Genomic DNA, 24664 nt, shown 5'->3' with positions numbered 1-24664 from the left:
AAGCCCGCACACGGCCGGACGGGCCCGTGGAACTCTCGCATGCCAAGAATTCACCGGCATGTCACGGAGGTTCCTATGTTCAGCTCCAGGCGCGCGAGCCGCATCCGCGCGCTGGCTCTCACCGCGCTCACGGCCGGTCTGCTGTGCGGCGGCATGACGACGAGCGCGAGCGCGGCCGGAGGGTCCTCTACGGCCACCGACGGCGCCGGCAAGACACGTGAGGTCAACCCCGGGGACCGCGTGCTCGCCGGGCTCACGCGGACGGTCACCGGCCTGATGGGCGATCCCACCCCGGTCACCCGGATCCTGCCCGCCGCCGGAGACCTCAGCGGCTGACGGCGGCCGGGAGACGCCCGCCGCGTCGCGATCCGGCGCGGCGGGCGCCGCCGCCGAGATGGCTTGATTACTGGTTCGCAGACGATTCCCGGCGCCTGGATGATGTGTCCCGCCCGTCCCAAGTCCCCAGGAGCACAAGGGAGTGCGGCCATGACCGCTGTCATCACCCCGCAGGAACTCCACGCGCGCTACCAGAAGACCTTCGGGCGGGCAGGCGGCTACCTGCCGAGAAACCCGCTGGCGGTCGACGAGTTCCACCGGGGCATCGCCCCGCGGGCGGCGGACCTCAGGAAGGACCTCGACCCCACCGTGCAGGACCTGGCGGACTTCATCCACTCCGACCTCACCGTCCGGATGTACGTGACGAACATGCTCCTGGAGGTTCCGGAGGCGCACCGCCACATCCACACCGTGGACGACCTCATCGAGCACCTCAACGTCGTCGTCAGGTGGGCGCCCGCGTACAACCGCAACCCGCTCCACCAGATATTCCTGCCGATGTCGGCGCTGTTCGGCTACATGCGGCTGACGCCGTCGGGCTCCGTCGTGTTCCGCATGCCGCAGTTCAACGACAAGCTCCGGCCGGTCCTGCAGAAGTGGTGCGCCTATCTGAACAGCGAAGAGAGCGCCCATGTGCTGAACACCCGCGAGAGCGGCTGGTTCTCCCAGCCCGCCGTCGAGATGAACAAGCTCTACGAGTACGAATGCTGGGAGCGGCGCGACGAGAAGCACTGGGGCTTCACGTCCTTCAACGACTTCTTCCACCGCCGCATCAAGGACGAACTCCGGCCGCTGGCCGGGAACGGCGACCCTGGCGTCATCGTCGCCCCGAACGACGGCACCGTCTACAACATCCAGCGCGGAGCGGCCAGGGAGACGGACTTCTGGCTCAAGGAGCAGTACTCGCTCGGCGACATGCTGCGCGGGCCGGAGTGCGGGGACGAATACGTCAGCGCCTTCGTCGGCGGTGACGTGTACCAGTCGTTCCTGTCCGTGAACAGCTTCCACCGGTGGACCGTGCCCGTGGACGGGACGGTCAAGCACCTGGAGATCGTGCCCGGCCTGATGTTCAGCGCCGCCTGGCGGGAGTCGCCCGACCCGACGACGTGGACCCACTCGCAGAGCTACCAGGCGCATGTGAACACCCGCGGGCTGGCGTTCATCGAGTGCGGCGAGGAGCTCGGCCGGCGCATGGTGTGCGCCGTGGTGATCGGCATGGAGGAGGTCTCGTCGGTCACCTGGTCGGTCGCCGTGGGCGACACGGTGCACAGGGGCCAGGAGCTCGGGTACTTCAGCTACGGGGGCTCCAGCATGGCCCTGGTCTTCGAGCAGGGCGTCGTCGACGAGTTCACCGTCCCGCAGAACGACCCCCACACGCACCCGGACGACGGTCCCGCGGTCTTCGCGCGCTCGCAGATCGCCCGCGCCTGCTGAGGCATGGTGGCCGCCGGCATGCTGCCGGCGGCCACCGGTCAGTGAGCGAACTCGACCGAGACGTGCGGGGCGAGCGACGCCAGGAAGTCCCCCGCGTCGAACAGCTCCCCGGGGGCGGCGACACCGGCTCTCCTCGCCCGCCCGTCGAGGACACGGCGGACCGCCTCCACCGCCAGGGGCGCGCTGACGGCGTAGATGTCCCGGCCCCGGGCCACGGCCCGGCGTTCGGTACCACCGGAGCGGACGACCGCCTCGACCAGGAAGGTCTGGGCCGACCGCCCGAGGCCGTCGACCGGCGCCGGGGCCGGGGCGCCGGGGGCCAGCACGTCCTGGACGGCGCCGGACGTCATACAGGTGTCGATGACCGGCACGCTGACGTGCCGTGAGATCGTCACGCTGTCCGCCGTGGTGAACTCCCGCACCACGTCCTGGTCGCCCACCGGCGCCGGGAAGGACCACCGGCCGGTCGGCGCCTTGTCGGTCCGCAGTTCCAGCCGGCCGTCCGCGTGCACGAGACGACGGCCCTCGCGGCGTTCCCTGGAGACCGCCGACGAGGCCCGGGTCCCGGCGGTGGGGTGCCAGCTGCTCAGCGCGTAGGCGAGGGACACCTCGTCGGCCGACCGCCGGTCGCCCAGCGCGGCGGTCACCAGAAGATCGCCCAGCCCGCCGAAGAACGCCATCGCCGGGACGACCGCCACCCCCGCGGCCTCCGCCCGTTCCGCGAAGTGCGTGAACGTGTCGGCGACGGCCTCCACCTCGCCCGCGACGTCCACATAGGGGATCCGGGCGCGCAGCGCCGCCTCGATCACGGGGGATGCCGTCCCGGCGAAGGGGCCCGCGCAGTTGATCACGGCGTCCGCGCCGGCCAGCGCGCGGTCGAGCGAGGCGGGATCGCCGACCGTCGCCGGCCGGACGCCGAGCCCGGGTCGGACCCCGGAATGCCGGCCGGCCAGCGCGTCGAGCCGCCCGGTGTCGCGGCCGCAGAGGACCGGCCGCAGGCCGCGCTCCAGGAGTTCGGCCACCACGAAGCGCCCGGTGTGTCCGTAGGCGCCGACGACGGCCACCTGTCCGCTCGTTCCCATGAGTGCTCCCCGATCCATGTCGTGTTCGATTCATCGACCGGGACAGGCTCCCCCGAGGAGGGCGGGGCCGACGAGTGTCGGAAGTGCCACGCCTCGTACAGTTTCGGACATGACTACCGTCGCCCTGGCCGTCACCGAAGGGGTGAGCCACTTCGAACTGGCCGCGCCCTGCGAGGTGTTCGGCGCTGACTGGTCCAACCTCGCCGACCCGTGGTACGAGCTCACCGTCTGCGGACCCGCCGGAGCCCGGGTCGGCGGCCGGTTCCGGCTCGAACCCGACGAGGGGCTCGACCGGCTCGTGCGGGCGCACACGGTGATCGTCCCGGCCTGCGCGGACCTCGACGCGGACCCGCCCGCCGAGCTCGTCGACGCCGTGCGCGCGGCACACCGCGCCGGCGCGCGGATCGTCTCGCTGTGCACGGGGGCGTTCGTCCTGGCCGCCGCCGGCCTGCTGGACGGCCGGCGGGCCACCACCCACTGGTTGCACGCCCCCGCCCTGGCCGCCAGATACCCCGGGGTGCGGGTCGACGCGGACGTGCTCTACGTCGACGACGGCAGCGTCCTCACCTCGGCGGGCAAGGCGGCGGCCATGGACCTGTGCCTCCATCTGGTCCGGCTCGACCACGGCTCGGCCGTCGCCAACGCGCTGGCCCGCCGCCTGGTCGTGCCTCCGCAGCGCGAGGGCGGACAGGCCCAGTTCGTCGCCACCCCGGCGCCCGACCCGCGCTCCCACGCGCTCTCCGGCCTGTTCACCTGGGCGCTGCGGCGGCTCGACCGGCCGCTGACGGTCGAGGACCTCGCCCGCCAGGCCAACATGAGCTCCCGGAACCTGGCCCGCCACTTCAACGCCGTCACCGGCACCACCCCGCTGCGCTGGCTGCGCGCCCACCGGATCCGCCGGGCCCAGGAGCTCCTGGAGACCACCGACGACAGCGTCGAGGCCATCGCCGAGGCCACCGGCATGGGTACGGCCGCTTCCCTGCGCCGGCACTTCAACCGGACGGTCGGCGTGCCCCCGGACACCTATCGCCGCACCTTCCGTGACGGAACAACCGGTGGTTGAAAGCAGTACTTACTTGGCGTCGCCCTCCGAAGAGCGCGGGGCCGCCGGACAGGGGAGACTGGAGGTGTGCCGTAGTCCCGGGAGCGCGCGGGAGGAGGAAGGGTAGGGGACCATGTCCGACGACGTGATGGGTGACGAGGTCTATCAGCCGGCCCGTTCGGACCGCCGGGACAACCCCGGTGACCTGGACCTGGAGAACGCCCTGGACGGTGACCTTCTCGACGAGGTGCTCGACGAGGGCTACTCGCCCCCGGAGAAGCCGCTCGGCGTGGGCCACCACGGCACCACGGCCCGGGAGCAGCGGGAGCGCGAGAGCCTCGACCAGCGGCTCGCCGAGGAGGTCCCCGACCTCCCGGTGCCCGACGGCGACGGCATCGGCGACCAGCCCGGCGGCGACGGCGAGCCGATCGACGAGGAGGTCGGCGACGTACGGGCCGGCCGGCTCACCGCCACCATCGACGCCATGCCGCCCCGGCGCAACGACGTCTTCGCCCGGGACGTGGGCATCGACGGGGGCGCGGCCTCCGCCGAGGAGGCGGCGATGCACGTCGTGCCCGAGGAGCCCGTGGCCGAGTTCGGCGAGGACATCGGGGCGTGAGCCGTCCGGGCGCCGGATCGTGACAGAGGACGCCCTGCGCCCAGGAAAAAAGGGCGGGGTCCGGATGGACCCCGCCCTCACTTCATGTGCCGTCGGCTACATCAGGCCGCCGCGGTCGCCGGCACGGCCTCGTCGGCCGGCTCGGTGGGACGCGGGACCCGGTGGAGGCCCTTGCGGTCGTAGAGGCGCGTGACGCCGAAGCCGAAGAGCAGGGCGACGACCAGGGCGATGCCCATGGAGACCCAGGCGCGGGTCAGGCCGGCGTCGGCCTGGGCGTCGTAGTAGAGGATCGAGCGCATGCCGCCGGTGATCTGGCGGAGCGGCTCGAACTCGGAGAGCCAGCGGAAGAAGCCGGGCAGCGCCTCCAGCGGCACGGTGGCACCGGAGGACGGGACGGCCATGGCGACGAAGACGATGGCCGAGAGCAGCATGCCGGGGACGCCGAACACGGAGAGGAGCGTCAAGGCGCTGATGCCGACGACGGCGATCGTGGCCACGGAGTAGACCCACAGCAGGCCCAGGTGGGAGGCGTCCATGCCGAGGATGCCGACGGTGGCGGCCTCGACGATGGAGCCCATCACCAGGGAGAAGGCCAGCATGAGGACGGAGCTGATGGCCAGCGTGCGCACGCGGCTGGTGTGCTGGAGGGGCTGCCGCAGGCGGAAGGGGCCGAAGTCGGAGTGGAGGTAGCCGAGCGCGGTGTCCACCTGGTTGGTGAGCGCGTTGGCGCCGAGCATGCCGCAGACGACCAGGACCAGCGCGTAGTAGAAGGCGCTCAGGCCCATGGCGCTGTGGGTGCCGAGCGGGTGGCCGTCGGCGACCTGGACGGACACCGGGTCGGCGAGCAGCAGCTTGGCGGCCGGGGCGAGCGGGGCCTTCTGGGCGGCGGCGCGGTCGAGGAGCTGCTTGCCGAGCTGCGCGGAGGCGGCGTGCGCGGCCTTCTGCGTGGCCTGGCTGGCCATCGAGGAGCCGAAGCTGCCCGCCGACTGGTTGGTGAGCACCGTCATCGTCGGACGGGCCGGCTGGGTCTGCTGGGGGCTGGTCAGCCCCGTCACCGCGGCGGTGAAGTTCTGGGGAACGACGACGGCGCCGTAGAGCTTGCCCTGGCCGAGCTTCTTGTCGGCCTCCTGACGGCTGAGGACCTGCCAGTCGAAGCTCTTGTTGCCCTCGGCGGACTTCTTGATGCCGGAGACGACCTGCTCGCCGAGGTTCATGTGCTTGCCGTTGGCGTCGAGCCCCTTGTCGCTGTTGACCAGGGCGACGGGCAGGTCACGCAGGTTGCCCTTGGGGTTGACGTTGCCGCCCACGTACAGGAGGGCGAACAAGGTGGAGACCACCGCGAGGATGAGGCCCGAGCCGATCCACAGCCGTGGGCTGCGGAGCACGGACGAGGACGGGAGGGAAGACATGATCGCTCCGGGGTGATGACGCAGAGTAGCTAGATATCGAAGGTATCCAGGTGCTAGATAGTGGCAGTATCCAACAGGGGTGTCCAATCGTTGAAGGCGGATACCCGGTTCGCATCACCAGCGAGGAAGCCGCATGAAGATCTCGGAGCTCAGCCGCAGGGCCGGCGTGCCCGTCGCCAGCATCAAGTACTTCCGGCGCGAAGGCCTGCTGCCCGCCGGCCGGGCGACGGCCGCGACGCTGGCCGAGTACGGCGAGGAGCACGTCCAGCGGCTGCGGCTGATCAAGGCGCTGACCACGCTGGGAGGGCTGTCCATCGCCGCCACCCGGGATGTGCTGACGGCCGTCGGCGAGGCCCACACCACCGACGGGAAGCTCGGCGCCATCAGTTACGCCCTGCCCGTGCCCGTCGCGGACTCGCCCGTCGCGGACTCCGCTCAGGACGCGGCGGACCAGGCGGCCGCCGAAGCGGAGGTGGCCGGCCTGATCGCGGCCATGGACTGGCAGACGCCCGACGCCTCCCCGCACGTACGGGGGCTGACCGAGGCGCTCAAGGCGCTCAGGCGGGTCGACGCGGACTACCGGCCGGGTGAGCTCGCCGCCTACGCGGCGCTGGCCAACTCCATCGCCCGGCTGGACCTCGAACGCGCGGCCACCTTCGGTGACGACGCGGAGGCCGTGGCCGAACGGGCGGTCATCGTCTTCGCCCTCTCCGCCCCCGTGCTGGAGCTCCTGCGCCGCCTCGCGCAGGAGGACCAGGTCCGCCGCCGCGTCGTGGAGCGGGGCGACGCCCTTTCTTGAAACTTCAAGAACATCGACCTAGAGTGAGCCTCGAGCCAGTTCTTGAAACTTCAAGAACTCGGCTTCCCCCCTCACGAAGGAGTCGTTGTGAAGTCCACCCGGAAGGTCTGGGCCACGGCAGTCGCCCTCGGCGTGCTCGCCGCGAGCGGAGCCACCGTCGCCGCCGCCACCCCGTCCGCCCACCCCGCGGCGAAGAGCGCGAGCGAGGACGAGCAGCTGCAGAAGCTGTACAAGGACGCGCTGGCCGAGGGCGGTCGCCTGGTCGTCTACGCCGGCGGCGACAAGCCGGGCCAGGCCGACTACCTCAAGAACGCCTTCCTCAAGCAGTTCCCCAAGATGAAGGTCGACACCGTCGTCGACTTCAGCAAGAACCACGACGCCCGCCTCGACAACCAGATAGCCGAGCACAAGGTCGTCGCCGACGTCGTCCACCTCCAGACCCTCGACGACTTCCCCCGCTGGAAGAAGGAGGGGGCGCTCATGCCGTACAAGCCGGTGGGCTGGAACAAGGTCTACGACCAGATCAAGGACAAGGACGGCTACTACACCGGCCTGTTCTTCATCGCCTTCGCCAACGTCACCGCCACCACGCTCGGCGGCGACGCGCCCGTCGAGGCCGCGGACTTCCTCAAGCCCGAGTTCAAGAACAAGCTCGTCTTCACCTACCCCAACGACGACGACGCCGTCCTCTACTACTTCAAGCAGCTCACCGACAAGTACGGCTTCGACTACCTGAAGAAGCTGCTCGCCCAGAACCCCAAGTTCGTGCGCGGCACCGCGGACGCCTCCGCCACGGTCGGCACCGGCGGCTACGTGGCCAACTTCGGCAGCTCGGGAAGCTCCAGCGGCCTGTCGAAGACGAGCACCCCGCAGCGGTCGCCGTGGGTCGCCTGGCCCCAGACCGGCGCCATCCTCAAGGACGCCCCCCACAAGTCCGCGGCCAAGCTGTACCTGAGCTGGCTCCTGTCGAAGCAGGGGCAGGAAGGTCGCTGGAGCGCCCGCACGGACGTCGCGACCCCGGCCGGCCGCAAGAACATCTTCGACTACGACAACATGAACCCGCTCGGCCTCGGCCAATTCATGAGCGACCGCGCCGCACTCGACCGCTTCAAGGCGCGCGTCAGCCTCTACGTCGGTGACGTCAAGGGCGCCGACCCGGCCGACCCCGAGGGCAAGCTCGGCCTGTACCCCGTCGACCAGAACGGCACCCAGGGCTAGGACGAGGGTGAAGGGGGATCGTGTCCAGGACTCGCGCTTTCCGCCCCTCCCGGGAATGCGACACAACCAACACCGGTTACGCCTATGTCATCGATGTGACGTACCGAGTGGAGGACGATCCCCCCATGACCACGACGACACCCACGACCGCCGGTCCCGCCGAACTGCCCTCGCGAGCCGCGCGCCTCCTCGGCCGCCCCCTCGCCCTGGGCGATGTCACCCTCGCCAACCGCATGGTGATGGCGCCGATGACCCGGCGCTTCTCGCCGGGCGGCGTGCCCGGCGAGGACGTCGCCGCGTACTACGCGCGACGGGCGGCCGGCGGCGTGGGCCTGATCATCACCGAGGGCACCTACGTGGCCCGCGACGCCGCGGAAGCCTACGACAACGTGCCCTACTTCCACGGCGACGAGGCCCTGGCCGGCTGGGCGCGGGTGGCCGAGCGGGTGCACGAGGCCGGCGGTCGCATCATGCCCCAGCTCTGGCACACCGGCGTGGCGCGCCCCGACGGCGCCGCACCGCTGGGCGTACCGGCCGACACCCCGTCCGGGACCGACCTCGACGGCCGCCCGCACGGCAAGGAGATGACGCGGGCCGACATCGACGCGGTCGTCGGCGCCTTCGCGCGGGCCGCCGCCGACGCCGAGCGCGCCGGCTTCGACGGCGTCGAGCTGCACGGCGCCCACGGCTACCTGATCGACACCTTCCTGTGGCACGGCACCAACAGGCGCACCGACGCCTACGGCGGCGACCACACCTCCCGGGCCCGCTTCGCGGCCGAGATCGTCTCGGCCGTGCGCGCCGCCGTCTCGCCCGGCTTCCCCGTCGTCTTCCGCCTCTCGCAGTGGAAGGCCGACCACTACGACGCCCGGCTCGCCGAGACCCCGCAGGAGCTCGAACGGCTGCTCGCCCCGCTCGCGGCGGCGGGCGTGGACGCCTTCCACGCCTCCACCCGGCGCTACTGGCTGCCCGAGTTCGAGGACGGCGACCTGAACCTCGCGGGCTGGACGAAGAAGCTCACCGGCAAGCCCACCATCACCGTCGGCTCGGTGGGCCTGGACCAGGAGTTCAGGGGCGCGCGCAACAGCGCCGACCACGCGGGAGTGACCGGCATCGAGCCGCTCCTGGACCGCCTCGAGCGCGACGAGTTCGACGCCGTCGCCATCGGCCGGGCCCTCATCTCCGACGCCGAGTGGCCCGCCAAGGCCCTCACCGACCGGCTCCACGAGGCCGTGCCCTACCACGCGTCGCAGCTCGGCACACTGGTTTGACGCACCGGAGCGCACACCGGGGCGCCGGCTTCCCGGAAGGACGGTTCACGCGATGACCTGGCCCGCGACGGCACGTTACGGCCTGGAGGCGGCTCCCGGCGGCCTCGGCCTCGTCCAGGACCTGCTGAACACGGCCGCGACCCCGGCGCCCGGTTCCGTGGACCTCCTCGCCGCCCTCGACGACGCGCGGGCGTGGGCGGACGCGGCCACCGCGCGGTGGACGGCCGTCACCGGGCAGCCGGTGCCCCCGGTGCTCCTCGACGCCGAGGAGGCCGGGAAGCTGCGGGCCTTCCGTGACGACCTGCGCCGGCTGATCACGGAAGGCACCGGGGACGAGCCGGGTGCCGGCCCCCGCGCGGCGCTCCCGCACCACGGCTCGGTGACGCTGCGGCTGGGGGAGGACGGCGTCGTCCGCCTGGAGCCGTGCGGCCCGGGGCGGCGCCGGCTGGCCGCCCTCGTCCTGGTGGCGGTCTTCGAGGCGCAGCGGGACGGCACGTGGCACCGTCTCAAGACCTGCCGCGCCCCGCGCTGTCGCGTCGCCTTCTACGACCGTTCGCGCAACAACAGCGGTGTCTGGCACGACGTCAAGTCCTGCGGCAACGCGGCCAACCTCCGCGCCTGCCGGGCCCGCCGCCGGGCCCGGGAAGCGGAGGACGGCGGCGCCTGACGCCCCGGCCCGGTGGCGGTCAAAAGCCTGTGCGACCTGGGGTATGCTTTTTCTCGTCGCCGGCCCCAATAGCTCAGTCGGCAGAGCGTCTCCATGGTAAGGAGAAGGTCAACGGTTCGATTCCGTTTTGGGGCTCCGAGATAGAAGGCCTCCACCGGTTCGGTGGGGGTCTTCTGCTGTTTGTTCGCCCATACGGATGAATCCGCTAAAAGCACCATCTGATGGTCGGGCGATGCCGCTTCCATGGACGCGTCGTGGGGATCCGCGCGCGCATCCGGGAGGGCCGGTTGGACCGCCGCACGTTTCAGAGCCGACTTTTCGCGTTGGGGAGTCTGACGGTGGCCGGGGGGCTGCCGGTGACATGGGGGAGCGCGGCCGCCGAGCCGGTCCGCCGGGCCGGGCCGGGGAGCGAGGGGGTGTCGCCCCGGCGGTCGGTGGTGGAGTACGAGCTGCCGCCCGCCGAGGAGACCCACGAGCTCGTCAAACTGCCGGACAAGCCGGTGGTCGTGGTGTCGCAGATGTCCAACAGCCATCTGGTGAAGCTGAGCCTGGATCCACGCACCGAGCGGGTCACCGGCGCCAAGGCGTTCCCGCTGGGGCCGAAGGACGCGATGCTGCACGGACTGGCGGTGTCGGAGCGTCACCCCGGGCGGATCTGGGCCACGCACGAGGGCGGGAACCGGCTGCTGCTGGTCGATCCGAGGGCGGACGAGCCGGACGCCGCGCCGCGCGTCGAGCGGGAGATCGGCATTCCGGGCGGCGGCCGGGGCCCGCACTACGTCAACGAGTACGGCGACACGCTGTGGGTGACGCTGAAGGGCAGCGACCAGGTCCTGGCCCTGGACCACACCCGGCCGGAACGCTTCCGGCTGTTCGAGGCGAAACCGCACCCCATCTTCGCCGCGCGGCACCCGGACAGCGGTGACTTCTACGTCAGCCAGGACGGCGCGAGCGCGGTACTGCGGATCGATCCGCGGAGCGGACGCACCGCGCAGCTGCCGGTCCCCGCCGAGCGGGGCAGCACCCCGGTCGGGCTGATCAGCGGCCCCGGCGGCGTCTGGCTGGTGCTCCTGGGCACGGAGAAGGCCGGGACCGGCACGTTCGGCCGGATCGACGAGGACGGCCGGATCACCTGGCACCGGCTGCGCGAAGCGCGCGGCCGCTCGGCGTCGCTGCTCCACCTGGCCTTCGAACGGCCGGGGCCCGGGCGTGAGCCCGTGCTGTGGCTGCTGGCGTCGTCGATCGTCTCCGACGACGCGCGGGACCAGATCGTCCGGGTGCGGTTCGACGCGTCGTGGACGCACATCGTCGAGGAGGAGTACGCGGCGCTGCCGACGCAGCTGTGCAAGGCGCACCGCCTGCTGCCGCTGGCGAACAGCGTGCTCGCCACCGAGCTGACGACCTTCACGGTGGCGCAACTGACGACCACGCCCGGCTGACGCGGGGTCAGTGCCGCGGGGTGAGGGGCCGGCGACGGGGATCGCCGGCCCCTTGTGGCGCGTCGGTCACCGCGCGAGCCACTCCGGGCGGCCCGAGCCGCGTGGGACGAGCACGGTGCGGAACGCGCCGGGGGTCCCGGACATCACGACCTGGTCGGTGACGCCCTGGTAGCGGCCGCAGGGGGTGTCGGCGGTGAAGGTGTCCGGGTCGAGGTAGGCGTGGCGCTCGCCGGTGCCCGCGAGCTCGCGGGCGTAGTCCTTGCCGAGGACGCCCAGGCTGAGGATCCACAGGGCGACGCGGGTGAGCGAGACGTGCACGCGGTAGCTGCCGCCCTCGGTGGCCCGCCGCATGAGGGCGGCGATGACGCCGGTGGTGGCGAGCCAGGGGACGAGGTAGTCGTTGACGACCTTGATCGGGGGGAGGGCCGGGTTGTCGTCGGTGCCTTCGAGGTTCATCATGCCCGCGACGCAGCCGGCGGTCTGGTCGAAGCCGACGCGGTTCGCCCACGGCCCGTGCTGCCCGTGGAGGCTGACGGTGGTGTGGATGATGCCGGGCCGGATCGCGGCGGCCTCCTGCGGGCCGAGGCCCATCCGCTCCAGGTATCCGGCGCGGTGGTTGGCGTAGAAGACGTCGGTGCCGCGCAGCAGGTTCCGCAGGACGGCGGCGGCCTCCGGGTCGCGCGCGTGGTCGAGGGTGGCGGAGCGCACGCCCACCTGGGCGGTGTAGTAGAGGATGTCGTTCTCGAACTGGCCGGGGCGCCAGATGTTGAGGGCGTCGGCGCCGTGCTGGGCCATGGTGCGGCCGATGGCGGCGCCGGCGATGACATGGCCCAGGCCCAGGGCGCGCACCCCGTCCAGGGGCTGGGTGGCGCCGGGCGGCAGCGGCTCGGGGTCGCTGTCGCCGATCTTCTCGATCTCGATCAGGGGCAGGTCGGCCAGGACGTCGCGGTACTGGCGGGTGCCGAGGAACTCCCGGGTGCCGCGCAACATGGGCATGACGACCCCGGCGTCCGCCCCGGCCCGCTCCAGCTCGGCGCCGTCCCAGCGGGAGACGGCGTTCGCGACGGCGAGGGCGTCGTCGGGCGTGCCCAGCAGCTTCAGGGTGCGGGACTTGAGCGCGGGGTAGACGTTAAGGGGCATCACCCAACGGCCGTCGCCGGCGCGGTAGAAGGACAGGGAGAAGGGATCGTCGGGGGCGACGATCGGGTAGCCGTTGAGCTTCTCCCACTTCCCGTCGTAGAAGGGGCACAGCCGGTGCGGGGCCTTGCGCAGGTCCATGGCGATGTCCTGGCCGGGGCCGCCGCGGTGCCGCCACAGCTTGGCCAGGGCGACGGACTTGGCGGTCAGGCCCAGGGCGGGGGCGGCGGCCAGCCGCAGGGTGGAGGGGACGACCGGGTCGGCGCCGGTGAAGGAGACCGTGCCGCCCGCGTCGCGCTCGTTCATGCCGACGACGCCGAGGACGTCGTCGAGCGCGGCGTGGATGTCGAAGCCGTCCCCGGATTCACCGGTGACCGGCTTGTCGAGCGCGGCATTGATCTTGTCGGTGAGGTTCATGCTGTTGCCTGTCCGTGCTGTGCGGGCTGTCCGTGCTGGGCCTGCTGTGCCTGTGCCTGGCGTCCGTCGGCGGGAGCGGCGAGGGCACGCATCAGGGCGAGCTGCGCGCGGTCGCGGCGGGCGGCGAGTTCCCCCACCGGCTCGCCGCCGAACGCCTCCTCCGCCTGCGCGGTGAGCAGGGCGACGGTGGGCTCGTCGAACGACGGCTCGCCCAGGCCGGGCCAGCTCGCCTCCATGGCGCGGCCGAGGTGCGTCAGGAAGTGCGGCAGCCCGCCGGGGCCGCCGCCGAGGTGGAAGGTGCGGAAGGGGCCCGCGACCGCCCAGCGCAGCCCGATGGAGTCGGTGACGATGTCGTCGAGCTCGGCCTCGGTGACCACGCCTTCGGCCACCAGGTGCACGCACTCGCGGAAGAGCGCGGCCTGGAGGCGGTTGGCGACGAAGCCGGGGACCTCCTTGCGGAGGATCTGGGGCTTCTTGCCCAGCGACGCGTAGAAGTCACGGGCCCGCCGCAGGGTCTCCGGGGAGGTCCGCTCACCCGGGACGATCTCCACCAGCGGGACGAGGTGCGGCGGGTTGAAGGGGTGGCCGACGACGAGGCGTTCCGGCTGCCGCAGCGCCGTGGCGATCGCGGTGGCGGGGATGCCGGAGGTCGATGTGGCCAGCAGCGCGTGGGCCGGGGCGGCCGCCTCGACGGTCCGCCAGATCTCCCGCTTGACGTCCAGCCGTTCGGGGCCGTTCTCCTGGACGACGTCGGCCCGCGCGACCGCGGCGGCCAGGTCCGGCTCGAAGCGGAGCCGGGCCGTCAGCCGCTCGGTGGGCAGTCCGAGCTCGGCGAGGGCCGGCGCGATCTCCGCCAGCCCGGCCAGCACCTGGTCCTCGGCCTCGGGACGCGGGTCGCTGACGACCACGTCCAGGCCGTGGGCCAGGAACAGCCCGGCCCAGGAGATCCCGATCACGCCGCCGCCGATGACGGTGACGGAGACGCGGTCGCGGGGACGCGGGGCCGATGTGTGTGCGTTCATGGTGTGCACCCGTTCTTCTCGATCGGGAGGGGGCGTCAGTTCGTCAGGTAGTCGTGGACGACCTCGGCCGGGCTCAGGGTGAGGTCGGTGAGGATGTGGCTCGCGGAGACGACCTCCAGGACCGGCAGGTCCGCGAGCGGTGCCAGCGCGTGGGCGAACAGCTCCAGGCGCGCCGGTCCGCGAAAGGCGCTCTTGACCGTGATGTCGGTGATCCGGGTGCGGACCAGTTCACAGATGCGCGGCCGGCCGTCGTAGCCGGGCAGCGCCTTGACCATGAAGGTGGGGACGCAGATCTCGGCGCGGGCCTCGTCGAGGTCCATCGGGTGGTGCTTGTAGCCCATCGTGGCGGTGGCCACCCGCAGCGAACCGTAGTCGAGCGTGCCGACGAGGGTGTCGGAGTCCGTGTAGAGCCTGGGCGAACCGGCCTTCTTCGGGTAGGCGCCCAGCTCCCGGCCGCTGGAGATCGCCGGAACGCTGTCGAGGTACATCGCCAGGTTGTACTCGCCGCGCTCGCCCGCGTACTCGACGGGCACGACCTGGCCCGCCTCGGTGTAGTCGCCCAGCCCCGTCACGTCCGGCATCCGCATGATCTCGAAGCGCACCAGCGGCTCGGGGAGCGACAGCGGCTCGGGGACGACCCGGCGCAGCGCCTCGGGGTCGGTGCGGTAGGTGATGTTGAGGTACTCGCGGTCGGTGAACCGGTACCGGGTGGGGGCGAAGGCGGGGGCGTCCAGCGGAGTGGTGAACAGCCGGGCGACGTCGTGCATGTGCATGGTGGCTTCCTTTCAGCGCCTGGAACCACCTCACTCCTCCGGCCACGATTCTGTCCAATATATGTTTCACGCGAATTCGATATGCTCAGGCATATGGAGCTCACCCAACGCCTGCTCGAACAGTTCCTGGTACTCGCCGAGGAGAAGCACTTCGGACGCGCTGCGGAACGGCTGTCGATGAGCCAGCCCCCGCTCAGCCAGGCGATGCAGCGCCTTGAGCGAGGGCTCGGGGTGACGCTGCTGGACCGGGGGCCGGGCGGCGTGCGCCTCACCCCGGCGGGGGCCGCCTTCGCCGTCGAGGCGCGGCGCCTCCTCGACGCGCGGACCGCCGCCGTCGAACGGGTGCGACGCGTCGCGCACGGCCTGGAGGGCGATGTGCGCGTGGGGTACGTGAGCATCCTCAGCCACCGCCACCTGCCCCGGCTGCTGCGCGCCACGGCCGACGAGCTTCCCGGCCTCCGCGTCCAGCTGCGCCAGGACTCCACGGCCGCGCTCGTGGAGATGATCGGCGCCGGAACCCTGGACCTCGCCTTCCTCCGTGACCCCTCACCCATACCGGAGGATCTCGAAGCCCAAGCCTTCGCCGTCGAACGCGTCGTCGCCGCCGTGCCGGACGAACACCGCCTGGCCGGTGCCGGGTCGATCGCCCTCGCGGACCTGCGCGACGACGACTTCGTCCTCCCCAGCGCGACAGCCCTGCCCGGGCTCGCCCTCCAGGCCCAACGCGCTTGCCAGGACGCCGGGTTCACGCCGCGCCGCCGTGCCGACGCGGACGATCTCAGCGGCTTGCTCGGCTACGTGGCCGCCGGACTGTGCGTCAGTCTTCTGCCGGAGGACCTGCGCGACTTCCCCGTCCCGGGCATCGCCTTCGTGCCGCTCCAGGACTCCTCGCCGTACCTCCGGACGACCGTCGCCGCCGTGCACCGGCCCGACGCGGACGCCGCCGTGCGACGCCTACTGGAGCTGATCACCCGGCACATGGGCCCGGAGCGCGGCGTGTGAGCGGCGTGGCGGAGGGGGCGCCGCGCCCGTAGTGGCCTTACGGTTGACGGCTCCCCGGCGTGTGCGTCGCCTCCCTGTCGCCGCTCCGCCCGCCCTCGGCCCAGCCGGTGAGGAAGGCCGAGACCAATTCGGCTCCCCGCGAGGCGAGATGGCGGCGCCGCTCCCAGCGGGAGCGGGGCGGTACGCCGCCGCGATCGCGCCGCGGATCGAGGGCGAGGGCGGTCAGGCGCCGGCCCGCCTGGGCGAGGTCGGTGAGGATCCGGTCCCGTCGGGGTCCGCCGGGCGTGGTGCGGAGGGCGGTGTACAGCCCCTCGATCTCGGACACGACCGCCCCGAGGCGCAAGTCGGTACCACCTGTCGATGTCGTCCTGCCCTGCGCCAACTGCCGCCCCCTTCGTGCGATCGCGTGCCCGGCGCACAACACTTGCCCAGTTGCGCAACTCCGCAATCCTGTCATGCCGAGGCTCGCCTCGCCTCCCCTTTCGGATCACCGGAGCCGGCGGACGGGGGCGCTCCCGGTCACCCGTAGGACAGGTTGGAGCACACGTCGTCGTCCGCCGACCGGGCCGTGCCCGCCACCTGGCTGGGCACGGCCGTGGGCACCGGCGTGGCGGACGCCGGGCCGGCGGCGGCCGGGTCGGCCGCGTACGCCTGGCCCAGGGTGACGGTGACGCCGGGCGTGCCGGAGGGGCGCAGTTCCGCCCCGGGGAACAAGCGGGCGACGGTCCGGGCGTGGTCCTGCTGCCCGGGGCCGTAGGTGACGGCCGTGGCCGCCCCCTGACGGGAGGGGCTGTTGGCGGTGCCGGTGACGGTGAATCCGCTGCCCTTGAGCATCTCGGCCGCGCGGGCGGCCAGGCCCGGCGTCGCGGTGCCGTTGCGAACGGCCACGCTGATGCCCGAGCCGGACACGGGGGACGGGCCGGCGGTGGCCGGTGCGGGCGGCTTGTCGTCCTGCTTGCCGCGCGCGTTCCGGCCGTCGATGGTGCGGTCGTTCCTGATCGCGTCCCACAGGGCGTCCGCGTCGGGGTGGACGATCGCCACCCGGTTGCCCTGGTACTGCCAGGGCAGGGTGACGAACTTGGTGTCGTGGAGGTCGATGTCCTTCATCGACATCGCGAAGGAGAAGAGCTTGCGGGCCGAGTCGAGGCCGGGGTCGACCGTCATGGACTTGGTGGCCGCGTCCGCCAGCGGCAGCAGGGTGGTGGGGCTGAAGCCCTGGCCCTTCACCTTCTTGATGAGGCCGGCGACGAACGCCTGCTGCCGCTTGATGCGGCCGATGTCGGAGCCGTCCCCTATGCCGTGCCGCAGCCGCACATAGTCCAGGGCCTCCTGGCCGGAGACCGTGCGCGGGCCCTTGGGGAAGATCAGCCGGCCCTTGGAGCCGAGGTTGGGGTTCAGGTCGCCCTGGTAGACGTCGTTGGGCAGGCAGACGTCGACGCCGCCGACGGCGGACGTCATCTTCGAGAAGCCCACGAAGTCCACGACGACCGTGTGGTCGACGCGCAGACCGGTCAGCTTCTCCACCGTGTTCTGCGTGCAGGCCGGATTGCCCTTCGCGGTGCGCCCGACCGAGAAGGCCGAGTTGAACATCACGCCGGTCTGCGGAGCCGTCCATGTGCCGTCGGGGAGCCGGCACGAGGGGATGTCGACGAGGCTGTCGCGGGGGATGGACACCGCGACGGCGTGCTTCTGGTCGCCGTAGACGTGCAGGAGGAAGGCGGTGTCCGAGCGGCCGAAGTCGTCGCCTCCGCCGCCCATCCGCGCGTTGTCCCCGGAGCGCGAGTCCGAGCCGATGACCAGGACGTTCTGGCCGCCGAAGCCGGCGGCGGGACGGTCCTTCGAAAGGCCTTCCGCGCCGAAGCTGTCGATGTTGCCGTCGAACTCGTAGTAGAGCCAGCCCCCGGCGGCCGCCATCAGTACGACCGTGGACGCCGATATGGCGGTGATGAGCCGCACCCGGCCGCGCCGGCGCTCCCGGGTACGGATGGCCTGTCGGCTCTGGCGCCGAGGGGCAACCGATGTGCCTGTCATATGTGCGCTTTCGTCCGCGTGGCTACCGGGAGGAACGGCCGGCTCGCCCCACTCGTCAGTTGTACAGTTGCGCAATGTAGCAAGAGTCGGGGTGGTCGTGGCCTGCGGGTTCCAGGAACCACCCGAGGGGGAACCGACGGTCACGCACGACACCGGTATCTGCGCCGATCCGGTGAACCCGGCGCCCACGGGTGCGCCCGGCTGTCCGTCCTCGCCGGCCCGCGCCGACAGTGTTCTCCATGGACGACCGGCCCACGGGGTGGAGGACGCGGATACCGCGCGAGCGCGCGCGGCCCCAGTGGGTGCGGGAGTCGCCCGTCTCCTGGCAGTTGGCGGTGCTGACGGTCTGTTTCGGCGGCTTCATGAGTCAGCTGGACGCGAGCATCGTCACCCTCACCTACCCGAGCCTGGAGCGGGAGTTCGGCGAGCGGCTGGCCGCCGTGCAATGGGTGTCACTGGTGTACATGCTGGTCACCGCGGCGGTGCTGGTCGCGGTCGGCCATGTGTCGGACGTGCTGGGCCGCAAGCTGGTCTACCTCCACGGCTTCGCCCTGTTCGCGCTCTCCTCCGCCGCCTGCTCCCTGGCCCCCGACCTGGCGACCCTGGTGTGCTTCCGCGGCGTACAGGCGCTGGGAGCGGCCATGCTCGCGGGCAACAGCGTGGCCCTGGTCAGCCTGGTCGCCCCGCGCGAGAAGCTGCGCACCGCGCTGGGCATGCAGGCGGGCGGACAGGCGCTGGGCCTGGCGGTCGGGCCCACGCTGGGCGGGGTGCTGGTGTCGACGGTGGGCTGGCGCTGGGTGTTCTGGATCAACGTGCCGGTCGGCGTCCTGGCGACGCTGCTCGGCCGCTACCTGCTGCCCCGGACCGTCGAACGGGCCGGCGGCGCCCGCTTCGACCTGCGAGGGACGGTCTGGCTCGCGGCGGCGTCGGCCGCGCTGCTGGGCGGGGTCTCGGTGTTCTCCGGCACGCCGCTGCCGGGCTGGTCCGGCGTGGTGCTGCTCGCGGTGTCGGCGGCGGCGTTCCGGGGTTTCGTCCGGCGTGAGGCACGCGCCCCCGAACCCTTGGTGCCGCTGTCGCTGCTGGGGGACCGGCGGGTCGGCTGGGGGCTGGTGGGGGCCCTGGCCGGGTACCTCGTCCTCTTCGGGCCGCTGGTGCTCGTCCCCCTGGTGCTGACGCGGCACGGGGGGAGCGAGATGCGGGCCGGCCTGCTCCTCGGCGCGCTGCCCGCCGCTTTCGCGCTCGCCTCCAACCTCCAGGAACACCTGCTTCCCCGGCGGTGGAACGGCCGGCGCCGCGCACTGACCGGGGCGGCGCTGTCCATGGCGGGGCTGCTGGGACTGGCGTTCGCCTCCCCCGTGGACCGGTGGCTGATCTGCTGGCTCGCCGTGCTGGGCCTGGGGCTCGGCCTGTTCACCCCGTCCAACAACGAGACCCTGATGCGGGCCGTGCCGCGAGAGCTGTCCGGCACGGGAGGCGGCATGGTCAACACGGCCCGGGCCCTGGGCACCGCTCTCGGTATCGCCGTCGTCACCCTCACCCTCGAACTGGGCGACGGCCGTGGCGCGGGCTCGGTCCTGCCGCCGCTCCCCGTCCTCACCCTCGCCGCCGCCGCGGCGCTGGCGGGCGTGGCGACGCTGCGGGCGGGGCGCTAGGGGCGGCCGGGTTCCGCGGGTGGCCGGTTCTGTGTATGGACGGCCGCCGCCCGCCCGGCTAGTCATGACCACGACATGTCGCGCGCTCGTGACGGAATCGGGAATCGTGACGGAATCGGGAAGGGGATCGTCCATGTCACCTCGCCACGTGGTGATCGGTCTCACGCTGACGACGACGCTGCTCACCGGAACAAGCCTCGCCACGGCCACGGCCACGGCCGCACCCCGCGACACACGACCGGCGGACACCGGTAACGCCGCCGCGACCTCGCTCCAGAGAGCCCAGCGAGGCGCCCTCACCCTCGGGGCACGGGTCCGGTCCGGGGTCGTCAGGATCGTCAGCCTCTACGAGCGGACTCCCGGCCAGTGCCTGGACGCGGACGCCAACGCGGGTGGCAACGGCACCAAGGTGCAGGTCTGGAAGTGCAACGGCAGTGGCCAGCAGGCGTGGATCTCCTGGGACAACGGGGCGGTCGAGAGCGTCCGGTTCCGGGGCATGTGCCTCGACGCCGACACCAACGGCGGCGGCCGCAACGGCACCAGGGTGCAGCTGTGGCAGTGCAACGGAACGGCGCAACAACGCTGGTTCGGCTTCCGGAACGACCTCGCGCTCTACAACGACCTGTTCTACAACGGCGGCAACACCGTCCTGGACCGCGACACCAACGTGCCCGGCGACGGCGCCCGGGCGCAGCTGTGGGCCAAGAACTTCCAGTCCCAGCAGTGGTGGCGGATCGACCCGGCCTGACCGTGAAGGCGGGGGTGTTCCGCCGTGCTCGTCACGGCGGAACACCCCCGGGGGCGCGCTGTCGGACCGTCAGCCGCGGCTCGGCGCGTTGCCTCAGTGCTGCGGGTGGCGGCCGACGCGGTCGTAGCGCTGGTTGTTCGTCCTGACGGACTTGTCGATCGACGTGCTGTCGTCGATCGTGGTGCTCCTGTCGACCGTGTTGCTGACCTGGGACTCCGAGGTCTGCCCGCAACGGTTGTGGTTGGCCTGCTGGACGTTGGAGAGGTCCGCCGTGCCGCCCTTGCCGCCGTTGGCCGTCGCCCCCTGGTGCTGGGCGCCGTTGGTCGAGCCGGAGCCGCCGCTGCCCGGGCCGCCGGCGCCGACGCCGCCCGTGCCGGGACCGCCGGAGGCCGGGCCGCTGGTGCCGCTGCCGCCCGAGGCGTCCGGGCTGCCGCCGCCGAAGACGCTGCCGCCACCGCCTGCCCCGGCCGAGCCGCCGCTGGCGTCACCGCTGGAGGCGTTGCCGCCCGAGCCCGTGCCGCCGGCGCCGGAACCGCCCGTCCCGTCACCGCCCACGCCGACACCCAGGAGGTCCTGCGCCTGCCGCACCACCGCCGTTCCGCCGGAGGCGTCGACCAGGCTGGCGTTGTACGGGTTGTTGCAGTAGATGTTCGTGTAACCCTCGCCGTGCCCTGAAGCTGCCGAAGCGGCCGAGGCGGTTCCGCAGCCGACACCCATGGTGGTGACGACGAGCGTGGCGGCCGCGGCGACCCGCTGGATGATGCTCACAGGATTCCCCTCCAGTCGACACCGGCGCACGTATGACCGGCGTACTTTCACTTCGAGTTAACTGCGGACCGCTGGAAGGGTGACGGGTTAAATGCGATGCGTCACCTTTACGGCATTCACCCACCCTTCTTTGAGGGCCTCCAACCTCCTGCTGTGCGGCACCTGGTGACGATCCGTTACCGCCCTGCCGGGAGTTCGCGCCCGTACGCGAGCAGCAGGAGTTCCTGGGCGGGCCCCGTCAGCGTCCTGCCCGAGCCGTACGACCACTCCAGGTCGGTGGCGCGCAGTTCGACGTCTTCGAGCTTCGCCTTGAAGAACCGGAGCGTGCGCGGCTGGACGGTCCGCAATACGATCCGCAGACGCTCCTCGGGGACCCGGCGGCCGAGGCCGAGGGGGACGGTGACGTCCAGGCCGTGGACCACGTCGTGCCCGAGTGCCGCGGGCAGGCCGCCCACCGGAGGCGTCCAGGGGTGATGGGCGTTGTCCCGCAGCGCCTGGGTGATCTCGCGCCGGGACAGGGTGGCGGCGTCGCGGCGCGCGAGGCGGTCCGTCATCTTGTGGAGACCGCCGCCCGACCGGACGAGTTCCAGCGCCGTCCTGCCGAACGAGTACCGGAAACCCTGGCTCATGTGGGCGGCGACCTCCCGCACCCGCCACCCCGCGCACAGCGAGGGCGCGTTCCACTGATCCTCAGTCAGGTCATCGAGGACATCGGCGAGTTCACGCCGTTCCGACGCTATCGCCGTACGAACATCCATCGTCGCGCTCGTCATGACCACCAGCCTGGGCGAGCCGCCGGTCAGAAGTCCAAGAGCGGGTGCTTCTCGCCACTAGAATCCCCGCTTATGGAGCTCCGCCAGCTGAAGTACTTCCTCACCGTCGTCGAGGAGGCCAACTTCACCCGCGCCGCCGCCCGCCTCCACCTCGCCCAGCCGGGGGTGAGCGCCCAGATCCGGCAGCTGGAACGCGAACTCGGACAGACCCTGCTGGACCGCACCGGCGGCACCGTGACGACGACGGCCGTGGGCGAGGCGGTCCTGCCCTTCGCCCGGGCGGCGCTCGCGGCCGTCGAGGGGCTGCGGCAGACTGTGGACGAGTTCACCGGGCTCATGCGGGGGCAGGTCACCATCGGGCTCGTCTCGGGCGCGGTCGCCGACGGATTCGAAGTGGCCACCGTGCTGGCCGACTTCCACGAGGACCACCCACGGGTCGAGATAGCGCTCACCGAGGACACGTCCGAGCGGATGCTCACGGCCCTGCGCCTCGGCGAACTCGACCTCGCCGTCGTCGGCCTCGCCGGCCAGGGCCCCCTGCCGGGCGTCGATCTCCAGGTCGTCGTCGACACGCCGCTGGTCGCGGCCATGGCCCCGGACGATCCGCTGCTCGCGTCCGCCGGTCGCGCCGCGCTCCCGCTGAGGGCGCTCGCCGACCGTTCACTGATCAGCCTGCCGCGCGGCACGGGCCTGCGTGCGGTGCTCGAACACGCCTGTGAGCAGGCCGGGTTCGCGCCCCGCGTCGCCTTCGAGGGAGCCGCTCCGAAGCTACTGGCCCGGCTCGCCGCCCGTGGCCTCGGGGTGGCCGTCCTCCCCGAGCTGCCGGCCGAGGAGGCCGCCGCGCTGGGCCTGCGCACCCTTGCCGTCACCGATCCGGGGCTCCGTGGCCGGGTCGCCCTCGCCTGGCCGGCGGACGGCCCCGCCGCCCCGGCGGCCAAGGCCCTCCTCGCGCGCATGCGCCAGGCGTTCCCACCGGCCCGCTCCACGCCTGTCTGAAGGAGCCTGTCTGAAGGAGCCGCTCCGAAGAAGCCGCGGCCGGTTCTCACTCGCCCGTCCGGCGCGGGGCGTGGCGCGAGGGCCGCGAGGAGGCCGGTGAGGACGAGCCCGGGCGGCCCGCCTGCTGGCGGTGGACTGGCGGGAACTGGTCGGCACGTCTGACGCGGGCGGCAGGACCCGTCCCCTTCGGTAACACCCACACTTGCTATATTGCGCAACTATGCAATCCGGAATGCCGACGGCAGACCAAAGGGCCCACCCGTCACGCCCCCGCATACGGACGACGCGGCGGGTGCCGACCCCTCGGGGCCCTGCGGTGGCCGCGCGGCACGGCAGGAGACGCCGCGGGTCGCGGGCACGGTCCCGTGGCACGGCCCTGACCGTCGCCCTCGCCGCCCTCGCACTGCCGGTGGCCGGAATCGCCGTGGACGGGCTGACCGGTTCCGCGCCCGGCCGGGCTTTCGTGGTGACAGCGGTCGTCGCCGCGGTTCTCGCGGCCGCGACCTGCTCGCGGGCGGGCGCCTGGTGGGTGGTGTACGCCCCGCCGCTGGTGGTGGCGCCGATCACGGCGGTCGCCGAGGGACTGAGCGGCGGCGCGGCGGAAGGCCACGGCAAGGGGCTCGCGACCGCGGCCGTGCACTGGGCCGTCGACGCCTTCCCGGCGATGGCGGCGGCCGAGGCCGCCCTCCTCGTCGTGCTGGCGGCGCGATGGATCCGGCACCGGCGGACCACGAGGAGGAACGGTGCGTGAAGGGCAGGATGCCGCACGGCACGGCGTCGAGGGGACCGGTGGGCGGAGGCGAGGCCGACGGCGATCCGCCCGGCACCGGGGCGGCGGACGTACACCCCGCGCGGTCGTCGCCGGGCGGATCGTCGCCGGCCTCGCCTCCGGCGCCGTCCTGGCGACCAGCGGCGTCTCCTGGGCCGCGTACCGCTGGATCACGGGCGGTCTCCACACCTCCGACGCCCTCGACAGGGTCGGGCGGAACGCGCCGAGGCATCTCGACGACTCCGTCAACCTGCTGCTCATGGGCCTCGACTCCCGCAAGGACATGAACGGCGACGACCTGCCGAAGGAATTCGTCCAGGACCAGCTCCACGCGGGGTCGAGCGACATCGGCTACTACAACACCAACACCCTGATCCTGATGCACATCCCCGCCGACGGCGGAAAGGTCCAGGCGTTCTCCATCCCCCGGGACGACTACGTCCAGACCTTCAACGGCGACGGCTCGTCCCAGGGACACTTCAAGATCAAGGAGGCGTACTCCAACGCCTACACCGGCGCCCGGGAGCGGCTCTACCGGGAGGGCGTACGCGGCAGTGATCTGGAGGCGGGGAGCAGGGAGTCGGGCCGGGAGGCGACCCTGGCCACCGTGCAGAAGTTCCTCGGGGTGCCGATCGACCACTTCGCCGAGGTCAACCTGCTGGGCTTCTACGACATCGCCAAGGTGCTCCAGCCGATCCAGGTGTGCCTGAAGCACCCGGTGCGCGACCGTTACTCCGGCGCCGACTTCCCCGCCGGCCTCCAGGAGCTGGACCCCAAGCAGGCGCTGGCCTTCGTCCGCCAGCGGCACGGGCTGGACGGCGGCGACCTGGACCGGACCCACCGGCAGCAGGCGTTCCTCTCCTCCGTCACCCACAAGCTCAAGACGCAGGGCGTCTTCGACGACCTGGGCAAGCTGCGGGGCCTGTTCGGGGTGGTGAAGAAGGACCTGGTCGTCGACAGCAAACTGAACGTGATCGACTTCGCCCGGCAGGCCGGCAATCTCACCGGCGGCAACGTCGAGTTCAACACCTTGCCGACGGAAGGGCCCGCTACGCGCAACAACGAGGAAGTGGAACTCGTCGACCAGGACAAGATCCGGGCCCTCGTGCGGGAGAGGATCGGCGGGTCCACCCCGCCCCCGTCCCCGTCCTCGTCTTCGTCTTCGCCCTCGACCCCGCCCCCGTCTTCCTCCCCGTCGCCGGGTGGCGGCTTCGCGGGTGAATCGGTGAGGGAAGGCGGTATTCCTTGCGTCGACTGATG

24 protein-coding genes and 1 tRNA gene are annotated in these 24664 nt (G+C 72.1%); 16 read left to right on the top strand and 9 right to left on the bottom strand.

The features are described from left to right. Positions 1-75 precede the first annotated feature (75 nt). Positions 76-336: a hypothetical protein gene (locus tag ACX9I7_RS21520; RefSeq protein WP_459388228.1), complete on the top strand. Its 261-nt coding sequence runs from the start codon at positions 76-78 to the stop codon at positions 334-336. A gap of 150 nt (positions 337-486) precedes the next feature. Next, positions 487-1770 carry a phophatidylserine decarboxylase associated domain-containing protein gene (locus ACX9I7_RS21515; protein WP_459388227.1) on the top strand — a complete coding sequence of 428 codons (1284 nt, stop codon included), beginning with the start codon at positions 487-489 and terminating at the stop codon, positions 1768-1770. A 38-nt stretch (positions 1771-1808) separates the two neighbouring features. Here the strand turns inward: ACX9I7_RS21515 and ACX9I7_RS21510 are convergent, their stop codons facing one another. Beyond that, the gene (locus ACX9I7_RS21510) at positions 1809-2852 is read right to left on the bottom strand and encodes a saccharopine dehydrogenase family protein (protein ID WP_459388226.1); all 1044 of its coding nucleotides are present in this window, start codon (positions 2850-2852) and stop codon (positions 1809-1811) included. 109 nt (positions 2853-2961) lie between these two features. On the opposite strand from ACX9I7_RS21510, the gene ACX9I7_RS21505 reads away from it, so the two are divergent. Together ACX9I7_RS21505 and ACX9I7_RS21500 are read left to right on the top strand one after the other, a co-directional pair. After that, positions 2962-3915, top strand: coding sequence for a GlxA family transcriptional regulator (locus ACX9I7_RS21505; RefSeq protein ID WP_387570203.1), 954 nt, complete (start codon positions 2962-2964; stop codon positions 3913-3915). A gap of 112 nt (positions 3916-4027) precedes the next feature. Beyond that, on the top strand, positions 4028-4513 hold the full coding sequence (locus ACX9I7_RS21500; protein WP_358633731.1) for a DUF5709 domain-containing protein: 486 nt from the start codon (positions 4028-4030) through the stop codon (positions 4511-4513). 101 nt (positions 4514-4614) lie between these two features. Here ACX9I7_RS21500 and ACX9I7_RS21495 read toward each other — a convergent pair whose 3' ends face one another. Continuing rightward, positions 4615-5922 (bottom strand): YhgE/Pip domain-containing protein, encoded by a 1308-nt coding sequence (locus ACX9I7_RS21495; RefSeq protein ID WP_240667156.1) that lies wholly within the window; start codon positions 5920-5922, stop codon positions 4615-4617. Between the two features lie 133 nt (positions 5923-6055). Here ACX9I7_RS21495 and ACX9I7_RS21490 point away from each other — a divergent pair, with 133 nt between their 5' ends. The 6 genes from ACX9I7_RS21490 to ACX9I7_RS21465 all read left to right on the top strand — a co-directional run bounded on the left by ACX9I7_RS21490 (position 6056) and on the right by ACX9I7_RS21465 (position 11316). Beyond that, positions 6056-6721: a MerR family transcriptional regulator gene (locus ACX9I7_RS21490; protein WP_459388225.1), complete on the top strand. Its 666-nt coding sequence runs from the start codon at positions 6056-6058 to the stop codon at positions 6719-6721. Positions 6722-6808: 87 nt separating this feature from the next. Continuing rightward, entirely contained in the window at positions 6809-7939 is a 1131-nt protein-coding gene (locus tag ACX9I7_RS21485; RefSeq protein ID WP_459388224.1) for an ABC transporter substrate-binding protein, read from the top strand. A gap of 125 nt (positions 7940-8064) precedes the next feature. Then, positions 8065-9210, top strand: a complete 1146-nt coding sequence (locus ACX9I7_RS21480; RefSeq protein WP_387570213.1) for an NADH:flavin oxidoreductase — start codon at positions 8065-8067, stop codon at positions 9208-9210. Positions 9211-9262: 52 nt separating this feature from the next. Beyond that, positions 9263-9877, top strand: a complete 615-nt coding sequence (locus tag ACX9I7_RS21475) for a CGNR zinc finger domain-containing protein (protein ID WP_459388223.1) — start codon at positions 9263-9265, stop codon at positions 9875-9877. Positions 9878-9939: 62 nt separating this feature from the next. Beyond that, a tRNA-Thr gene (locus ACX9I7_RS21470) sits at positions 9940-10012 on the top strand. A gap of 203 nt (positions 10013-10215) precedes the next feature. Continuing rightward, positions 10216-11316 carry an NHL repeat-containing protein gene (locus ACX9I7_RS21465; RefSeq protein ID WP_459388222.1) on the top strand — a complete coding sequence of 367 codons (1101 nt, stop codon included), beginning with the start codon at positions 10216-10218 and terminating at the stop codon, positions 11314-11316. A gap of 66 nt (positions 11317-11382) precedes the next feature. Here ACX9I7_RS21465 and ACX9I7_RS21460 read toward each other — a convergent pair whose 3' ends face one another. From ACX9I7_RS21460 to ACX9I7_RS21450, 3 genes are read right to left on the bottom strand one after another with little or no spacing between them, the layout of a single operon-like run. Further along, a complete protein-coding gene (locus ACX9I7_RS21460; protein ID WP_459388221.1) occupies positions 11383-12870 on the bottom strand; it encodes a CoA transferase in 1488 nt (495 codons plus the stop codon). After that, positions 12867-13892, bottom strand: a complete 1026-nt coding sequence (locus tag ACX9I7_RS21455) for a 3-hydroxyacyl-CoA dehydrogenase NAD-binding domain-containing protein (protein WP_459388220.1) — start codon at positions 13890-13892, stop codon at positions 12867-12869. Before ACX9I7_RS21455 ends, ACX9I7_RS21460 begins: the two co-directional genes overlap by 4 nt. A gap of 35 nt (positions 13893-13927) precedes the next feature. Next, complete coding sequence (locus ACX9I7_RS21450) at positions 13928-14665, bottom strand: acetoacetate decarboxylase (protein ID WP_189456281.1); 738 nt, start codon at positions 14663-14665, stop codon at positions 13928-13930. Between the two features lie 93 nt (positions 14666-14758). Here ACX9I7_RS21450 and ACX9I7_RS21445 point away from each other — a divergent pair, with 93 nt between their 5' ends. Further along, a complete protein-coding gene (locus tag ACX9I7_RS21445) occupies positions 14759-15667 on the top strand; it encodes a LysR substrate-binding domain-containing protein (protein ID WP_459388219.1) in 909 nt (302 codons plus the stop codon). Between the two features lie 37 nt (positions 15668-15704). Here the strand turns inward: ACX9I7_RS21445 and ACX9I7_RS21440 are convergent, their stop codons facing one another. Together ACX9I7_RS21440 and ACX9I7_RS21435 are read right to left on the bottom strand one after the other, a co-directional pair. After that, positions 15705-15992, bottom strand: coding sequence for a hypothetical protein (locus ACX9I7_RS21440; protein WP_459388218.1), 288 nt, complete (start codon positions 15990-15992; stop codon positions 15705-15707). A 194-nt stretch (positions 15993-16186) separates the two neighbouring features. After that, positions 16187-17698: an LCP family protein gene (locus ACX9I7_RS21435; RefSeq protein ID WP_459388217.1), complete on the bottom strand. Its 1512-nt coding sequence runs from the start codon at positions 17696-17698 to the stop codon at positions 16187-16189. 239 nt (positions 17699-17937) lie between these two features. On the opposite strand from ACX9I7_RS21435, the gene ACX9I7_RS21430 reads away from it, so the two are divergent. After that, entirely contained in the window at positions 17938-19350 is a 1413-nt protein-coding gene (locus ACX9I7_RS21430) for an MFS transporter (protein ID WP_459388216.1), read from the top strand. A gap of 133 nt (positions 19351-19483) precedes the next feature. Continuing rightward, positions 19484-20098 (top strand): RICIN domain-containing protein, encoded by a 615-nt coding sequence (locus ACX9I7_RS21425; protein WP_459388215.1) that lies wholly within the window; start codon positions 19484-19486, stop codon positions 20096-20098. Between the two features lie 93 nt (positions 20099-20191). Here ACX9I7_RS21425 and ACX9I7_RS21420 read toward each other — a convergent pair whose 3' ends face one another. After that, on the bottom strand, positions 20192-20866 hold the full coding sequence (locus ACX9I7_RS21420; protein ID WP_387576907.1) for a hypothetical protein: 675 nt from the start codon (positions 20864-20866) through the stop codon (positions 20192-20194). 176 nt (positions 20867-21042) lie between these two features. Beyond that, complete coding sequence (locus ACX9I7_RS21415) at positions 21043-21639, bottom strand: maleylpyruvate isomerase family mycothiol-dependent enzyme (protein ID WP_387576905.1); 597 nt, start codon at positions 21637-21639, stop codon at positions 21043-21045. Positions 21640-21711: 72 nt separating this feature from the next. Here ACX9I7_RS21415 and ACX9I7_RS21410 point away from each other — a divergent pair, with 72 nt between their 5' ends. From ACX9I7_RS21410 to ACX9I7_RS21400, 3 genes are all read left to right on the top strand, one after another. Further along, positions 21712-22635 (top strand): LysR family transcriptional regulator, encoded by a 924-nt coding sequence (locus tag ACX9I7_RS21410; protein ID WP_387576903.1) that lies wholly within the window; start codon positions 21712-21714, stop codon positions 22633-22635. Between the two features lie 292 nt (positions 22636-22927). Further along, positions 22928-23386, top strand: a complete 459-nt coding sequence (locus tag ACX9I7_RS21405) for a DUF6542 domain-containing protein (protein ID WP_459388214.1) — start codon at positions 22928-22930, stop codon at positions 23384-23386. Further along, entirely contained in the window at positions 23379-24662 is a 1284-nt protein-coding gene (locus ACX9I7_RS21400; protein WP_459388213.1) for an LCP family protein, read from the top strand. The genes ACX9I7_RS21405 and ACX9I7_RS21400 overlap by 8 nt, the downstream gene beginning before the upstream one ends. The last annotated feature ends 2 nt before the right edge of the window (positions 24663-24664 follow it).

The sequence above is a fragment of the Streptomyces sp. L500 genome, from assembly GCF_054551825.1.
The sequence above is the reverse complement of the archived record's forward strand: the minus strand, read 5'-3'. Positions and strand labels throughout refer to the sequence as shown.

Bases quoted from the DNA above. Each gene is read 5' to 3' on its own strand.
- ACX9I7_RS21520 (WP_459388228.1), top strand. From the start codon at position 76: ATGTTCAGCTCCAGGCGCGCGAGCCGCATCCGCGCGCTGGCTCTCACC.
- ACX9I7_RS21515 (WP_459388227.1), top strand. From the start codon at position 487: ATGACCGCTGTCATCACCCCGCAGGAACTCCACGCGCGCTACCAGAAG.
- ACX9I7_RS21510 (WP_459388226.1), bottom strand. From the start codon at position 2,852: ATGGGAACGAGCGGACAGGTGGCCGTCGTCGGCGCCTACGGACACACC.
- ACX9I7_RS21505 (WP_387570203.1), top strand. From the start codon at position 2,962: ATGACTACCGTCGCCCTGGCCGTCACCGAAGGGGTGAGCCACTTCGAA.
- ACX9I7_RS21500 (WP_358633731.1), top strand. From the start codon at position 4,028: ATGTCCGACGACGTGATGGGTGACGAGGTCTATCAGCCGGCCCGTTCG.
- ACX9I7_RS21495 (WP_240667156.1), bottom strand. From the start codon at position 5,922: ATGTCTTCCCTCCCGTCCTCGTCCGTGCTCCGCAGCCCACGGCTGTGG.
- ACX9I7_RS21490 (WP_459388225.1), top strand. From the start codon at position 6,056: ATGAAGATCTCGGAGCTCAGCCGCAGGGCCGGCGTGCCCGTCGCCAGC.
- ACX9I7_RS21480 (WP_387570213.1), top strand. From the start codon at position 8,065: ATGACCACGACGACACCCACGACCGCCGGTCCCGCCGAACTGCCCTCG.
- ACX9I7_RS21475 (WP_459388223.1), top strand. From the start codon at position 9,263: ATGACCTGGCCCGCGACGGCACGTTACGGCCTGGAGGCGGCTCCCGGC.
- ACX9I7_RS21460 (WP_459388221.1), bottom strand. From the start codon at position 12,870: ATGAACCTCACCGACAAGATCAATGCCGCGCTCGACAAGCCGGTCACC.
- ACX9I7_RS21455 (WP_459388220.1), bottom strand. From the start codon at position 13,892: ATGAACGCACACACATCGGCCCCGCGTCCCCGCGACCGCGTCTCCGTC.
- ACX9I7_RS21450 (WP_189456281.1), bottom strand. From the start codon at position 14,665: ATGCACATGCACGACGTCGCCCGGCTGTTCACCACTCCGCTGGACGCC.
- ACX9I7_RS21445 (WP_459388219.1), top strand. From the start codon at position 14,759: ATGGAGCTCACCCAACGCCTGCTCGAACAGTTCCTGGTACTCGCCGAG.
- ACX9I7_RS21435 (WP_459388217.1), bottom strand. From the start codon at position 17,698: ATGACAGGCACATCGGTTGCCCCTCGGCGCCAGAGCCGACAGGCCATC.
- ACX9I7_RS21430 (WP_459388216.1), top strand. From the start codon at position 17,938: ATGGACGACCGGCCCACGGGGTGGAGGACGCGGATACCGCGCGAGCGC.
- ACX9I7_RS21425 (WP_459388215.1), top strand. From the start codon at position 19,484: ATGTCACCTCGCCACGTGGTGATCGGTCTCACGCTGACGACGACGCTG.
- ACX9I7_RS21415 (WP_387576905.1), bottom strand. From the start codon at position 21,639: ATGACGAGCGCGACGATGGATGTTCGTACGGCGATAGCGTCGGAACGG.
- ACX9I7_RS21410 (WP_387576903.1), top strand. From the start codon at position 21,712: ATGGAGCTCCGCCAGCTGAAGTACTTCCTCACCGTCGTCGAGGAGGCC.